This is a genomic window from Phenylobacterium sp., assembly GCF_030693805.1.
In the GTDB taxonomy this organism is placed as follows: domain Bacteria; phylum Pseudomonadota; class Alphaproteobacteria; order Caulobacterales; family Caulobacteraceae; genus Phenylobacterium.
Genome location: NZ_JAUXZW010000437.1, coordinates 1 through 13,661, shown reverse-complemented (window position 1 = coordinate 13,661; position 13,661 = coordinate 1). Strand labels below are relative to the sequence as shown.

Here is a 13,661-nt window from a genome sequence, read left to right as displayed (position 1 = left end):
GGGCCTCGGCGCGGTCGGCTTCGCGCTGGGCGCGCTCGGCGGCGCGTTCCTGCGACTTCTTGCCCGGCTCGCCCTTCTTCAGGTTGGAGCCGGCTTCCCACTTCACGATGCCCTGGGCGGACAGCAGGCGCGCGACGCGGTCGGTCGGCTGGGCGCCCTTGCTGATCCATTCCTGGATGCGCTCGACCTTGAAGTTGGTGCGATCGGCATGGTCCTTGGGCAGCAGCGGGTTGAACGCGCCGACCTTTTCGATGAAGCGGCCGTCGCGGGGCGAGTGGCTGTCGGCGACGACGATCGAGTAGTAGGGGCGCTTCTTGGCGCCGCCACGGGCGAGACGAATCTTGAGCATAACGAAGTCCTTGGTTCTTTTAGGGTTTCTTGAATGGATTGAGGCCGGGCAAACCGCCCAGGCCGGGGAGTTTCGGTGCGCCGCCGCCGAGCCCGGGCAGGCTGGGGGCGGAGGGATCTGAGGGCTGCAGCTTGCCGCCGCCCATGGCTTGCAGGCGAGCCATGTCGCCGCCGCCGGCGCCGCCCATGCCCATCGCACCGGCCATGCGCGCGAAGCCCTTGCCGCCGTCGCGGCTCATCATCTTGAAGGCGTCGGCCATCTGACGGTGCTGCTTCAGCAGGCGGTTGACCTCGGAGACCTCCACGCCCGCGCCGGCGGCGATGCGGCGCTTGCGCGAGGCCTGGAGGATGTCGGGCGTTCGGCGCTCGGCCTTGGTCATCGACGAGATGATCGCCGCCTGACGGTCCAGCGCCTTGTCGGAGATATTGGCTTCGGCGATCTGCTTCTTGATCTTCTGCACGCCGGGCAGGAAGCCCATCAGGCCCTGCATGCCGCCCATCTTCTTCATCTGGGCGAACTGCTCGGCCATCATGTCGAGGTCGAACTGGCCCTTCGCCAGCCGCTTGGCCAGCGCCTCGGCCTTGGCCTGGTCGACGTCTTGGACGGCGCGCTCGACCAGCGCCACCACGTCCCCCTGGCCCAGGATACGGCCTGCGACGCGGCGGGCGTCGAACACGTCCAGGCCGTCGATCTTCTCCGACACGCCGAGGAATTTGATCGGCAGGCCGGTGACCGCGCGCATCGACAGCGCCGCGCCGCCGCGCCCGTCGCCGTCGGCGCGGGTCAGCACCAGGCCGGTGAGCGGCAGGCGTTCGTGGAACGCCTTGGCGGTGCGCACCGCGTCCTGGCCGGTCAGGCTGTCGGCGACCAGCAGGGTTTCGGACGGATTGCCGATGCGGGCGATCTCGGCGGCTTCCGCCATCATCGCCTCGTCGAGCGTGGTGCGCCCGGCGGTGTCGAGGATCAGGACATCGAAGCCCTGCAGCTTGGCGGCCTGCAGCGCGCGGCGCGCGATGTCCGGCGCCGACTGGCCGGCGACGATCGGCAGGCTGTCGACGCCCGCCTGCGTCGCCAGCATGGCGAGCTGCTGCATGGCGGCGGGGCGTCGGGTGTCCAGCGAGGCCAGCAGGACCTTCTTGCGGTCCTTGGAAAGCTTCAGCGCGAGCTTGCCCGCGGTCGTGGTCTTGCCCGAGCCCTGCAGCCCGGCCATCAGGATGACGCTCGGCGGGTTGAGCGAGAGGTTCAGCTCCTCCGTCGCGTCGCCGCCCAGCATCTCCACCAGGCCGTCGTAGGTGATCTTGACCACCTGGTCGGCCGGACGCACCGAGCGTATGACGATCTCGCCGCTGGCGCGCTCCTTGGCCTTGGCGATGAAGTCGCGGACCACCGGCAGAGCGACGTCGGCCTCCAGCAGGGCGACGCGGACTTCACGCAGCACCTCGTCGATGTCCTTGTCCGACAGCACGCCGCGCCCCGAGAGGCGGTCGAACACCCCCGTCAGCCGCTCTGTCAGTCCGTCGAACATCAAGACCTCGATCGCCCAAACGCAACCGGCCCCCGTGGACGATCACGTCGACGGGGGTCCTCGCCGCCCTCGTCCCATCGCAGATGGAGGTCGTGGCGGTGGAGGGCGCTGGCGGAAGCTGGCGCCGGAAGGGCGCGCTTATGCGCCTGTGGACGGATCAGGTCAAGAAAAGCGCCGTCAGCCGAAGAACACGGCCGCCAGCTTGTTGCCGACGGGATCGCGCAGGTAGGTGGCGTACCAGTTAGGCCCATAGTCGGGGCGCGGGCCGGGCGCGCCGTCGTCTGAGCCGCCATTGGCCATCGCCGCCTCGAAGAAGGCGTGCACCTCGGCCTGCGACTTCGCCTCGAACGCGACCATCGAGCCGTTGCCGACCGTCGCCGCCTCGCCGTTGAACGGTTGGCATACCCAGACGCTCTGGCCCTCGCCCTGGCCGCCCAGGCTGTAGCCGCGCCAACCCGGATTGTCGGCATGCGCCTTCCAGCCGATCGCCCCGAGAACAGCGTCATAGAAGCGGTTCGAAACCTCGGCGTCCAGCGCCCCGATGGTCACGTAGCTCAGCATCACAACCTCCCGTCATTTTGCGTGGAGCTTATCGCTCACCCCAGAACAAAACAAGTACGAAGACGCTCGCGCGTCACACCACTGGGAAGCCCTTCTCGCGGAGATAGGCCTTCACGTCGGGGTCGCGACCGCGGAAGGCGCGGTACTGGTCGGCCGGATCGCTGGTGTCGCCGCGGCTGAGCACGGTGTCGCGCAGGCGAGCGGCGGTAGCCTTGTCGAAGGGATCGCCGGCGTCGATGAACGCTTCCCAGGCGTCGTGGTCCAGCACCTCCGACCACAGGTAGCTGTAATAGCCGGCCGCATAGCCGTCGGACGAGAAGATGTGCTGGAACTGTGGCGTACGGTGGCGCATCGGCAGCTCCGCCGGCATGTTCAACGCCACGAGCTCGGCCTTTTCGAACGCGTCCGGGTCGATGTCGGCGTCGCCGGCCAGATGCAGCTTCATGTCGATCAGCGCCGAGGCCAGGTACTCGGTCACGTCGAACCCCTGCCGGAATGTTTTGGCCTTCTCGATCTTGGCCACCAGTTCGGCGGGGATCGGCTCGCCTGTCTTATGATGCAGGGCGAAGCGGCCCAGGATCTGGGGCGTCGGCAACCAGTGCTCGTTGAGCTGCGATGGAAACTCCACATAGTCCCGCGACACCCGGGTGCCCGAAACGGTCGGATAGGCCACCGCCGAGTTCAGCCCGTGCAGCGCGTGGCCGAACTCATGGAACAGGGTCTTGGCGTCGTCCCATGAAACCAGCACAGGCTCGCCCGGCGCGCCCTTCTGGAAGTTGGCGTTGTTGGAGACGATCGTGGTGACCGCGCCATCGAACGTCTCTTGCGCGCGGTAGGCGTTCATCCAGGCGCCGGAGCGCTTGCCCGTGCGCGCATAGGGGTCGAAGTACCATAGGCCGCGATGACGACCGGCGGCGTCCTTGACCTGCCAGACGCGCACATCGGGGTGCGGAACGGGAACGCCCGGCGCCGGGGAATAGGTGAAGCCGTAAAGCTCGCCCGACGCCCAGAACATCGCCTCGCGCAGTTTCTCCAACTGCAGGTACGGCTTCACCGCATTCATATCGAGGGCGTAGCGGCGCTCGCGCACTTTCTCGGCGTAGAAGCGGTAGTCCCAGGGCGAGATGGTGATCTGCGCCTTTTCGGCGTCGGCGATCGACTGCATCTCGGCGACCTCCTCGCGCACCCGGGCGATCGCCGAGGGCCAGACGCGCAGCATCAGGTCCATGGCCGCCTGCGGCGTCTTGGCCATCGCGTCTTCCAGCCGCCAGTGGGCGTGGGTCGGATAGCCGAGCAGCTTGGCGCGCTCTGCACGCAGCTTCAGGATCTGCTTGATGACGGCGTTGTTGTCGTGGGCGTCACCGTTGTCGCCGCGATTGTAGAAGGTGCGCCACACCGCCTCGCGCAGCGCCCGCTGGTCGGAATAGGTGAGGAACGGGTCGACCGAAGATCGGGTGTTGAGGATCGCGAACTCGCCCGGATGGCCGCGCTCGTCAGCCGCCGCGGCGGCGGCGGCCCGCAGGTCGGCCGGGAGGCCGCCGAGTTGATCAGGCTTGAGGTAGTGGACCTGGCCGCCCTCCTCGGCGAGTAGGTTCTGATTGAAGGTGGTGAACAGTGTGGCGAGCTCGGCGTTGATCTGCGCCACGCGGGAGCGGGCCTGCGGATCCAGCTTCGCACCGGCGCGTACGAAGGCGTTCCAGCGCCGCCACGCGACGCGCTTTTGTTCCGCGGTCAGCTTGGGATCGTTGCGCGACGCCTGGTAGGCGGCCTCGACGCGGGCGAACAGCTTAGCGTCCTGCAGGATCGCCGATTCATGCGCCGCCAGCCTGGGCTCCAGCTCGACCTGCACCGGCTGCAGTTCCGGCGTGGAGAAGTTCGCGCACCAGATGGCGTAGATCGTGCCGGCGCGGTTCAAGGCTCTGCCGCTGCGTTCCAGCGCGGCGAAGGTGTTGTCGAAGGTCGGTGGGGCTGGATTGGCGGCGATCGCCCTCACTTCCGCCATTTCCTCGGCCATCGCGGCTTGCATCGCCGGCGCGAAGTCCGCGACCTTGACCTTGTCGAACGGCGGCGTGCCGCCGTATGCGCCGCGCCATGGGGCTAGCAGTTCGGACGGCGCGGCGACGGCAGGCGGGGGTGAGAGGGTCATGGCTGCAGATGCAGCGGACGCGAAGAGGAAACTGCGCCGATGCATAGAGGCTCCCTGACTGTTGGCGTGTTGTTGTCGGCCCGTAACGCGCCACGGCCCCGTTTGGATCAGTTGACATGAACGTCATGGATCCGCCGCACCCGGGGCTAGGCGCAAGGCCATCAGGCCGCTAAAGCCGGGCCATGTCGATCGGCGTCTTCGATTCCGGAGTGGGAGGACTGACCGTCCACCACAAGCTCGTCGACCGCTTCCCGGACGCGGACTTCATCTACCTCGCCGACCAGGCGAACGCCCCGTATGGCGGCAGGGGCGGTGAGGAGATCGTCGATCTCACCCGCGCCGGCTGCATCCGACTGTTCGACCAAGGTTGCGACCTGGTGGTGCTGGCCTGCAACACCGCCTCGGGCATCGCGCTGCGACGGCTGCAGCAGACGTGGCTGCCCGGCTACCGCCGCGCGCTGGGGCGACCGGTGAACATCCTGGGCATCATCGTGCCGACCATCGAAGCGGCCACCGGCCTGCCCTGGGAGCACGAGGCCGAGCGGCGCGGCGACAAGGTCGAGAAGCTGGACGTGCTGGCGGTGTTCTCGACGCCGGCCACGACGGCCAGCCGGGTCTATGAGATCGAGATCGACAAGCGCCGCCAGGACGTGGCGGTGTTCTCCGAACCCTGCCCTGAACTGGCGCGGATGATCGAGGCCGGCGCCGCGGCCGAGGCCCTCGCGCCGATCGTCCAAGGGCATGTGACGGCGATCACTCAGCGGATCGGCCGCGCGCCGGACCGCGCGATCCTGGGGTGCACCCATTACGAGATCATCGCCGACCTCTTCCGGGCCGCCCTGCCGCCAGGTACGCCGCTGATCCATCAGCCGGACGCCACCGCCGAGGCGCTGGCGCGATACCTGGAGCGGCATCCGGAGTTCGACGCCGGCGACGGCGGGCTGCGGCGGTTCCTGACCACCGGCAATCCTGGCCCACAGCCGCCCCTGGTGGCGACGTTCTGGGGTGCGCCGTTGAGCTTCGAGGCGGCCTGAGGGGAACCGCGGCGTCCGGCGAACAGTTGCACTTGCACAGGCGGCGTGCATCGATCACCGCACACAGGAGCTTCAGCATGGCTGGTCATGATGCCTATTCGTCGAATGCGCGCGGATCCGCTGGGTCGGACGTTATTTTTCTATGGCTTGTGTGGGCGCTGACCGCCGCCTGGTTCTTCCCGTTCGCGGCCCGGACACTTGTCGGCATCATGTCGGTGACCCCGCCGCCGGGCGGCGCGGGCGCGGCCAGCGCCGGCATGATGGCCGTGGGTCTGGTGGTGTTCGTGGTGTTGGTGGTCGCGGCGGCCTACGCCGTCGCCAGCCGTCACCGCCGCGATCGCGCGCTCGAGTCCGCGTCGGAAGCGGTGACCAAGGCCCAGTACGACGCCCCGCACGCGGCGGCGTCGACCTGAGACCTAGGCGGCCAGCGCGGCTTCCGCGTCAGCGACGCGGCTGACCGCGTTGACGACCGCGCCAATCCGCAGCGCCGCCTGGATGGCGGTGTTGGGGACGCCGTGCTTCTTCAGTTCCTGCTCGTGGCTGTCGAGACAGGCGCCGCAGCCGTTGATCGCCGAGACGGCCGTGCACCAGAGCTCGAAGTCGACCTTCTCCACGCCTGGGTTGGCGATGATGTTCATCCGCAGGCGCGCCGGCAGGGTGCGGTACTCCGGGTTCTGCAGCAGGTGCAAGGCGCGGTAATAGACGTTGTTCATGCCCATCATGGCCGAGGCGGCCTTGGCGGCGTTGAGCGCCTCGGGCGACAAGCCCGCCTCGGTCGCCGCGGCTTCCAGCGCGCGGATCACGCCAGGTGCGCCCACCGCGTGCGCCGAGGCGACGAACGCGCCCCATTTCTGCTGGTTGGTAAGCAAGGTCTCAGACGCCAGGCTCGAGAGGTTGAGGCTCAGGTCCTTGGCGTAGACTGGCAGGGTTTCGCGTAGCGCGTCGAGGGACATCATATTTCTCCAAATTCGAAGACGTGGCCGGAAGGCGCGACTGGGGGAGCAGCGCGCCTTCCGGCGTCGCGGATCAGGGCGTCGGGGCCTTAAGCCGCGGTTCTCAGGGTCTCGCCGCCCACCGCACGGTTGCAGGGGCAGAGTTCGTCGGTTTGCAGCGCGTCCAGCACCCGCAGCGTATCGGCAGGGTTGCGACCGACGTTCAGGTTGGTGACGTAGACGTGCTGGATGGTGTTGTCGGGGTCGACCACGAAGGTGGCGCGATAGGCGACGCCCTCTTCCTCGTTGAGCACGCCAAGCGCACGGGCGAACTTCCCGGAGCTGTCGGCGAAGTTCCAGATCGACAGGCTGTTCAGGTCAGCGTGTTCACGCCGCCAGCCCAGCTTGGAGTGCTCGTTGTCTGTCGAGCCGCCAAGCACCACGGTGTCGCGATCCGCGAACTCACTGTTCAGGCGGGCGAACTCGGCGATCTCGGTCGGGCAGACGAAGGTGAAATCCTTCGGATAGAAGAAGATGACCTTCCACTTACCCGGGAAGCTGTCCTTGGTGATCGGTTCGAACGCGCTTTCGCCGTTCTCTTCGTGGCGGTTGAACTTCGGCTTCACGCCGACGACCTTGAAGTCGGGGAGGATGTCTCCAACGGTCAGCATCTCATTACTCTCCTTGAACTGCGTCGGGGCAGGACGCCCCGTCGGGAGTGGAGATAGGGACCGGGGACTCAAAGCGCCAATTGATTGAATTTGCATTTTCGATAGATAATTTCTATCTTCTGCGAAGCGCCGGGACGCTGGCGTGCTTGGAACGACGCCGCGATGCTGCCGACCCTTCGACAACTGAGCTACCTGAAGCTGCTGGCCGAGAACGGCTCGTTCGGCCGCGCGGCCGAGGCCGCCCACGTAACCCAGCCGACCCTGTCGGCCGGGATTCAGGAACTGGAGCGCACCCTGGGCGCCCCGGTGGTCGACCGGGCGCGCAGCGGCGTGATCCTCACCCCGGTCGGAGTCGAGGCGCTGCGCCGCGCCACCAGCATCCTGATGGAGGCCGAGGAGCTGGTGGAGGCGGCGAAGAACGCCGGCCAGCCGCTGACCGGCCGGTTCCGCCTGGGCGTCATCCCGACCATCGCGCCCTATCTGTTGCCGCGCGCCCTGCCGGCCCTGCGCGAGCGCTACCCCAAGCTGCGGCTCTATCTGCGTGAGGACCTGACCCAGCGCCTGCTCACCGCGCTGAAGGCGGGCCGGCTCGACGCCGCGCTGATCGCCCTGCCCTTCGACATGGCCGGCCTCGCCAGCGCGCATGTGGCCGACGACGAACTGCTGGCCGCCGCCCCGCCCAACCATCCGTGGGCGCAGTCGGAGACCGTGGCGCCGTCGCAGATCGACGCCCAGGACCTTATCCTGCTGGAAGACGGCCACTGCCTGCGCGATCACGTGCTGCACGCCTGCGGGATCAGTCCGCCCAAGGCGATGCAGGAGGAGGAGCACTTCGCCGCGACGTCGTTGCCGACGATCGTGCAGATGGTGGGATCAGGCCTGGGCGTGACCTTCCTGCCGGCCATGGCGGTGAACGCGGGCCTCGCCGACACCGCGCCGATCGTCGTGCGCCCGCTGGCGGCCGATCGCCCCAGCCGCGAGATCGTGGTGGTCTGGCGCGCCGGATCGAGCCGCGCGGCGGAAGGCCGGCTGTTGGCCGACGTGTTCAAACAGAGCTGAGTGGAACCCTGCGCGCCCTTCGGGGACACCAGACCACCTCTTGAGGAGACATCCGTGATCCGATCATCGATCAGCCTGGCCGCAGCGGCCCTCGTCGTGGGCGGCTGCGTGGGCATGTCGCGCAGCGAGACCGTGTCGCCGTTGTCCGACAACTGGACGAGGACCGGACGCATCGAGACGATCGCCCTGACCAAGGGCGACATCAAGGTGACCTCAGAGTTCGATGAGATCTTCAAGAGCCGGGTCAAATCCAAGCTCGACGCCTGCGCCAAGGGACCAACGCCTCTGGCGCTGGAGGTCACCCTCGATCGCCTGGACAAGGCGAACCCCGTGCTGACCACGGTGGTCGCCGGCGCGAACGTGCTGCGCGGCCAGGCCCGGCTGGTGAACCCGGCGACCGGCGCCGTCGTCGCCGATTACAAGATCGGCAAGACCATCGTCGGCGGCCGCTTTGCGATCGTGGTGATGGGCCAAGCCGAGGAGCAGCTCTCCGACGCGTTCGGCGACGAGCTTTGCAAGCAGGCGTTCCTGCCGCCCGAAAAATAGTTTCGATATATCTATTGCTATCCGGTCCAGCTTCGATATATCTGCACTATCGACATATCGAAACAGGATCTATTTATGCACGGACTCTTTCATAACCACCACCGCCGAGAACGCTTCGGCCGCGGCCCGTTCGGCGGTCATATGGGCGGCGGACACAGAGGCGGCCGCCACGGCGGATCGCGGATCGGCCGCTTCCTGGAGCACGGCGACCTTCGCTTCGTGCTGTTGGCGCTGATCGCGGAGCAGCCGCGACACGGCTACGACCTGATCCGCGAACTGGAGACCCGCACCGGCGGCGCCTACCGGCCAAGCCCTGGCGTGGTCTATCCGACCCTGTCGCTGCTCGACGACGAGGGCTTCATCCAGCCGTCCGCCGGCGACACCGCGCGCAAGCTGTTCGAGATCACGCCCGCCGGCCGCGAGGCGCTCGAGCGTGAAGGCCCGGCCGTGAAGGCGGTGTTCGCCCGCATGGCGGACGCTGCGGCCCAATCCGATCAGACCGGCCCGCGGGTCCGCCGAGCCATGGAGAACCTCGGATCCGCCCTGCGCATCCGGCTGTCCCAGGGCGCGGTGACCGAGGCCCAGGTGGACGCCATAGCGCGCGCCATCGACGAGGCCGCCGCCGCCATCGAGCGGGTCTGAGCGACCTCTTGTTACAGCCGAGGTGATCGGCGGGCGGTTCTCGCCTATATACGGCGCCCATGAGCCGTCCGTTTCTCAAGATGAACGGGCTCGGCAACGACTTTGTCGTCGTCGAGGCCCGCAGCGCGCCCTTCTCGCCCAGCGCGGAAGACGTGCGCGCCATCGCCAACCGGACCAATGGCGTCGGCTGCGATCAGCTGGTGCTGATCGAGGGGTCGGACACGGCGGACGCCTTCGTGCGCTTCTGGAACGCCGACGGCGAGGAGATCGACGCCTGCGGCAACGGCTCGCGCTGCGTCGGCCTGCTGCTGATGCAGGCCTCGGGGCGCGACGAAGCGACCTTCGAGACCAAGGCCGGCGTGCTCACCGCGCGCCGCGCCGGGCCGACGCAGATCAGCGTCGACATGGGCGCGCCCGGCCTCTCCTGGACCGACATCCCCCTGGCAGAGGCCATGGACACCCGCGGCGTCGAGCTGCAGGTGGGCCCGATCGACGCGCCGCTGCTGCACACGCCGGGCTGCGTCTCGATGGGCAATCCCCACGTGGTGTTCTTCGTCCCCGATGTGGACGTGGCCCCGGTCCGCCAGGTTGGCTCGCTGATCGAACGCCACCCGCTGTTCCCCGAGGGCGTCAACGTCGGTTTCGCCCAGATCAAGGCGCGCGACCGCATCCGCCTGCGGGTCTGGGAACGCGGCGCGGGCCTGACCAAGGCCTGCGGCACCGGCGCCTGCGCGGCGCTGGTCGCCAGCCATCGACGCGGCTTCGTCGATCGCACGGCGACCCTCGAACTGGACGGCGGCGACCTGCACATCGAGTGGCGCGCCAGCGACGACCACGTGATCATGACCGGGCCGGCGCAGATCGACTTCACCGGCGTGCTGCCGTGAACGCGCCGGTCGTCCCGCCGCCCGCAACGCAGGCCGACGTCGATGTCGTCACCTTCGGCTGCCGGCTGAACGCCTACGAGAGCGAGCTGATCCGCGCCCGCGCCGCGCAGGACGGCCTCACCGACGCGGTGGTGTTCAACACCTGCGCGGTGACCGGCGAGGCGGTGCGTCAGGCGCGCCAGGCGATCCGCAAGGCCCGCCGGGAACGCCCCGGCGCCCGGCTGATCGTCACCGGTTGCGCCGCCCAGATCGACCCCGCCGCCTTTGCCGCCATGGCCGAGGTGGATCTGGTGCTGGGCAACGCCGACAAGGCCAGTCCCGGCGCCTACCTGCCCGACGCCGACGGCGCGCGGGTGCGGGTCAACGACATCATGAGCGTGCGCGAGACCGCGCCGCAGCTGGTCGACGGCCTGAAGGACCGGGCGCGGGCCTATGTCGAGGTGCAGAACGGCTGCGACCACCGCTGCACCTTCTGCGTGATCCCCTATGGCCGCGGGAACTCCCGATCCGCGCCCGCCGGCGTGGTGATCGACCAGGTCCGCAGACTGGTGGCGCAGGGGTACCGCGAGGTGGTGCTGACCGGCGTCGACGTGACCAGCTGGGGCTCCGACCTGCCGGGCGCGCCGACCCTGGGCCAGCTGGTGGCGCGCATCCTCAGGCACGCGCCGGAGCTGCCGAGGCTAAGGCTGTCTTCCATCGACGCCGCCGAGATCGACCCTGACCTGATGCGCTGCCTGGCCGAGGAGCCGCGGCTCGCCCCCTACCTTCATCTGTCGCTGCAGGCCGGCGACGACATGATCCTCAAGCGCATGAAGCGCCGTCACTCGCGCGCCGACGCGCTGAAGCTGATCGCCGATGTGCGCGCCGTGCGGCCCGACGTGGCGTTCGGCGCCGACCTGATCGCCGGTTTCCCCACCGAGACCGAGGCGATGTTCGCTAACACCCTGCGCCTGGTCGAAGATGCGGGTCTGGCCTTCCTGCACGTCTTCCCGTTCAGCCCGCGCCCCGGCACGCCCGCGGCGCGGATGCCGCAACTGTCCCGCCAGGTGATCCGCGAACGCGCCGCGCGTCTGCGCGCGGCCGGCGAGGCGGCGCTGGCCCGCCATCTCGATCGCCAGACCGGGCGTACGCTGGACGCCCTCGTCGAACGCCCCGGCGTGGCCCGGGCCGCCGACTTCACCGAACTGGCGTTCACCGGCGCGGCGCCGGCCGGCGAGATCGTGGCGATGCGGGTCACCGGCCACGACGGACGCCGCGCTATGGCGGAAGCGCTCGACCGCGGGGCGGCCTAGATGGCCTGGACCGGCGGCTGCCAGTGCGGCGCAGTGCGCTTCCGCGTCGAGGGCGAGCTGGGCCGCGCCAGCATCTGCCATTGCCGGATGTGCCAGAAGGCCACCGGCGGCCCGTTCGGCGCCTTCGTCACCGTGAAGCGGGACGACCTGACCTGGACCCGCGCCGAGCCGCAGCGCTTCCAGAGCTCGAACATCGTACGCCGCGGCTTCTGCGCGGCGTGCGGGACGCCGCTGACCTTCGAGACCGACCGCTCGACAGACCTCTCGATCTTCGCCTTCGACCGCGTCGGCGAGATCACGCCCGTCATCCAGCTCGAACCCGAGCGCTCACCCGCCTGGGTGGCCCACCTCGCCGAACTGCCGGTCGAGGTCGCGCCGCCGGGCTACTTCGATCGGATCATCTCGCACCAGCACCCAGACCACGACACCTAGTCCTCCGCCGAGGCGCGACCGGGGAAGCCTGGCAGACTCCATCCGAACACCAAGGCTCCGGCCCGCAAGGCGAGCGCCGCGCCGAAGCCCGCCAAGCCCGCTACGGCCGCGCCGACGCCGAGCATTCCAAGGCCCACGTAGGTCGCAGCCCCGACCAGCGCCGCGGTGACGTAGATCTCGCGCTTCAAAAGCACCGACGGCTCGTCGGCCAGCACGTCGCGAACGATCCCACCAAACGTCGCGGTCAGCACGCCCAGCACCACGGCGGTGAGCGCCGGCGCGCCCAGGGCTCCCGCCTTCGCTGCGCCAGCGACGCTGTAGGCGGCCATGCCCAGGGCATCCAGCCAGATCAGCAGGCGGTAGCGGCCACGTTTGGCCCCGAACAGCCACACCGCGACAGCCGCCAGCAGACAGGCGACCAGGTAGGCCGGCTGATGCACCCAGACCACCGGTGCGCCCAGCAGCAGGTCGCGCAAGGTGCCGCCGCCGACGCCGGTGACCGCCGCGAAGAATCCGAAGGTGACGATGTCATGCTTGCGCCTGGCGGCGGCCAGGGCGCCGGTCGCCCCGAACACCGCGACGGCGGCGTAGTCGAGCCAGATCAGCGCGGTCTCGAAGCCGTCCATCCCCTGCCCCTTCCGCCCCCAGGCGCAGGCGCGGTTCCCTCGACGGCGGAAACCGCGCTAAAAGGCGCCCCATGACCGAACCCAAGAAGGGCTGGTTCCAGCGCCTCACCCAGGGGCTGTCGCGCTCGTCCAAGGCGATGACCGAGCAGCTTACCGGCGCCTTCGTCAAGGCGCCGCTCGACCAGGCGCGGCTGGACGCTCTGGAGGAGATGCTGATCGAGGCCGACCTCGGCCCGCAGTCGGCCGCGCGCATCGTCGAGCGGTTCGGGGCGGAGCGCTTCGGCCGCAGCGTCGACGAGCGGGAAATCCAGGAGGCCCTGGCCGAGGCGATCGGTGACGAGCTCACCGCGCGCCAGGGGGACTTCGACCCCTTGAGCGGCCCCAAGCCGTTCGTGGTGCTGTTCATCGGCGTCAACGGCTCGGGTAAGACCACGACGCTGGGCAAGATCGCCGCCGAGCTGAAGGGGCGCGGCGCCAAGGTGCTGATCGCCGCCGGCGACACCTTCCGCGCCGCCGCCGTCGAGCAGCTTCAAGTGTGGGCGGACCGCGCCGGCGCCGACTTCATGTCCAGGCCTACCGGATCCGACGCCGCGGGCCTGGCTTACGACGCGCTCGAGAAGGCGCGGGCCGAGGATTATGACGTGCTGCTGATCGACACCGCCGGGCGGCTGCAAAACAAGCAGGGGCTGATGGACGAGTTGCACAAGATCATCCGGGTGCTGAAAAAAGTCGATGCGGACGCCCCGCACGAGACCCTGTTGGTGCTGGACGCCACGGTCGGGCGCAACGCGTTGGCCCAGGAGAACATCTTCGGCAACCAGATCGGCGTCTCGGGCATCGTCATGACCAAGCTGGACGGCACGGCGCGCGGCGGCGTTCTGGGGCCCGTCGCCCAGGCCTCGGACGCCCCGATCAAGCTGATCGGGGTGGGCGAGGGGATCGACGACCTGCAACCCTTC

At 68.9% G+C, this 13,661-nt stretch carries 16 protein-coding genes; 9 read left to right on the top strand and 7 right to left on the bottom strand.

Features of this window, described 5'->3' with window-relative positions; genetic code table 11:
• The 4 genes from rpsP to Q8M88_RS17585 all read right to left on the bottom strand — a co-directional run.
• On the bottom strand, window positions 1–349 hold a 349-nt coding region (gene rpsP / locus Q8M88_RS17600), incomplete at its 3' end, for a 30S ribosomal protein S16 (RefSeq protein WP_305598455.1).
• 19 nt (window positions 350–368) lie between these two features.
• Entirely contained in the window at window positions 369–1,874 is a 1,506-nt protein-coding gene (gene ffh, locus Q8M88_RS17595; RefSeq protein ID WP_305598454.1) for a signal recognition particle protein, read from the bottom strand.
• 177 nt (window positions 1,875–2,051) lie between these two features.
• Window positions 2,052–2,435, bottom strand: a complete 384-nt coding sequence (locus Q8M88_RS17590) for a VOC family protein (RefSeq protein ID WP_305598453.1) — start codon at window positions 2,433–2,435, stop codon at window positions 2,052–2,054.
• Between the two features lie 73 nt (window positions 2,436–2,508).
• Window positions 2,509–4,626: a M3 family metallopeptidase gene (locus Q8M88_RS17585; protein WP_305598452.1), complete on the bottom strand. Its 2,118-nt coding sequence runs from the start codon at window positions 4,624–4,626 to the stop codon at window positions 2,509–2,511.
• 137 nt (window positions 4,627–4,763) lie between these two features.
• Between Q8M88_RS17585 and Q8M88_RS17580 the strand changes: the two genes are divergently transcribed.
• Both Q8M88_RS17580 and Q8M88_RS17575 read left to right on the top strand, forming a co-directional pair.
• Window positions 4,764–5,615 carry a glutamate racemase gene (locus tag Q8M88_RS17580; RefSeq protein ID WP_305598451.1) on the top strand — a complete coding sequence of 284 codons (852 nt, stop codon included), beginning with the start codon at window positions 4,764–4,766 and terminating at the stop codon, window positions 5,613–5,615.
• Between the two features lie 77 nt (window positions 5,616–5,692).
• Window positions 5,693–6,028: a hypothetical protein gene (locus Q8M88_RS17575; RefSeq protein WP_305598450.1), complete on the top strand. Its 336-nt coding sequence runs from the start codon at window positions 5,693–5,695 to the stop codon at window positions 6,026–6,028.
• Window positions 6,029–6,031: 3 nt separating this feature from the next.
• On the opposite strand, the gene Q8M88_RS17570 is transcribed toward Q8M88_RS17575, so the two are convergent.
• Window positions 6,032–6,568 carry a carboxymuconolactone decarboxylase family protein gene (locus Q8M88_RS17570; RefSeq protein WP_305598449.1) on the bottom strand — a complete coding sequence of 179 codons (537 nt, stop codon included), beginning with the start codon at window positions 6,566–6,568 and terminating at the stop codon, window positions 6,032–6,034.
• Between the two features lie 89 nt (window positions 6,569–6,657).
• Complete coding sequence (locus Q8M88_RS17565) at window positions 6,658–7,218, bottom strand: peroxiredoxin (protein ID WP_305598448.1); 561 nt, start codon at window positions 7,216–7,218, stop codon at window positions 6,658–6,660.
• Between the two features lie 162 nt (window positions 7,219–7,380).
• On the opposite strand from Q8M88_RS17565, the gene Q8M88_RS17560 reads away from it, so the two are divergent.
• From Q8M88_RS17560 to Q8M88_RS17535, 6 genes are all read left to right on the top strand, one after another.
• Window positions 7,381–8,277, top strand: a complete 897-nt coding sequence (locus Q8M88_RS17560) for a hydrogen peroxide-inducible genes activator (RefSeq protein WP_305598447.1) — start codon at window positions 7,381–7,383, stop codon at window positions 8,275–8,277.
• A gap of 54 nt (window positions 8,278–8,331) precedes the next feature.
• Window positions 8,332–8,823 (top strand): hypothetical protein, encoded by a 492-nt coding sequence (locus Q8M88_RS17555; RefSeq protein WP_305598446.1) that lies wholly within the window; start codon window positions 8,332–8,334, stop codon window positions 8,821–8,823.
• A 75-nt stretch (window positions 8,824–8,898) separates the two neighbouring features.
• Entirely contained in the window at window positions 8,899–9,465 is a 567-nt protein-coding gene (locus Q8M88_RS17550; protein ID WP_305598445.1) for a PadR family transcriptional regulator, read from the top strand.
• Window positions 9,466–9,524: 59 nt separating this feature from the next.
• Entirely contained in the window at window positions 9,525–10,352 is an 828-nt protein-coding gene (dapF, locus tag Q8M88_RS17545) for a diaminopimelate epimerase (protein WP_305598444.1), read from the top strand.
• A complete protein-coding gene (gene mtaB / locus Q8M88_RS17540; protein WP_305598443.1) occupies window positions 10,349–11,644 on the top strand; it encodes a tRNA (N(6)-L-threonylcarbamoyladenosine(37)-C(2))-methylthiotransferase MtaB in 1,296 nt (431 codons plus the stop codon). Before dapF ends, mtaB begins: the two co-directional genes overlap by 4 nt.
• Window positions 11,645–12,076, top strand: coding sequence for a GFA family protein (locus Q8M88_RS17535; protein ID WP_305598442.1), 432 nt, complete (start codon window positions 11,645–11,647; stop codon window positions 12,074–12,076).
• Here Q8M88_RS17535 and Q8M88_RS17530 read toward each other — a convergent pair.
• Window positions 12,073–12,702, bottom strand: coding sequence for a trimeric intracellular cation channel family protein (locus Q8M88_RS17530; protein WP_305598441.1), 630 nt, complete (start codon window positions 12,700–12,702; stop codon window positions 12,073–12,075). The two genes, Q8M88_RS17535 and Q8M88_RS17530, sit on opposite strands and share 4 nt — an antisense overlap.
• A 71-nt stretch (window positions 12,703–12,773) precedes the next feature.
• Here Q8M88_RS17530 and ftsY point away from each other — a divergent pair.
• Window positions 12,774–13,661: signal recognition particle-docking protein FtsY (ftsY, locus tag Q8M88_RS17525; protein WP_305598440.1), on the top strand; the 888-nt coding region annotated here is incomplete at its 3' end.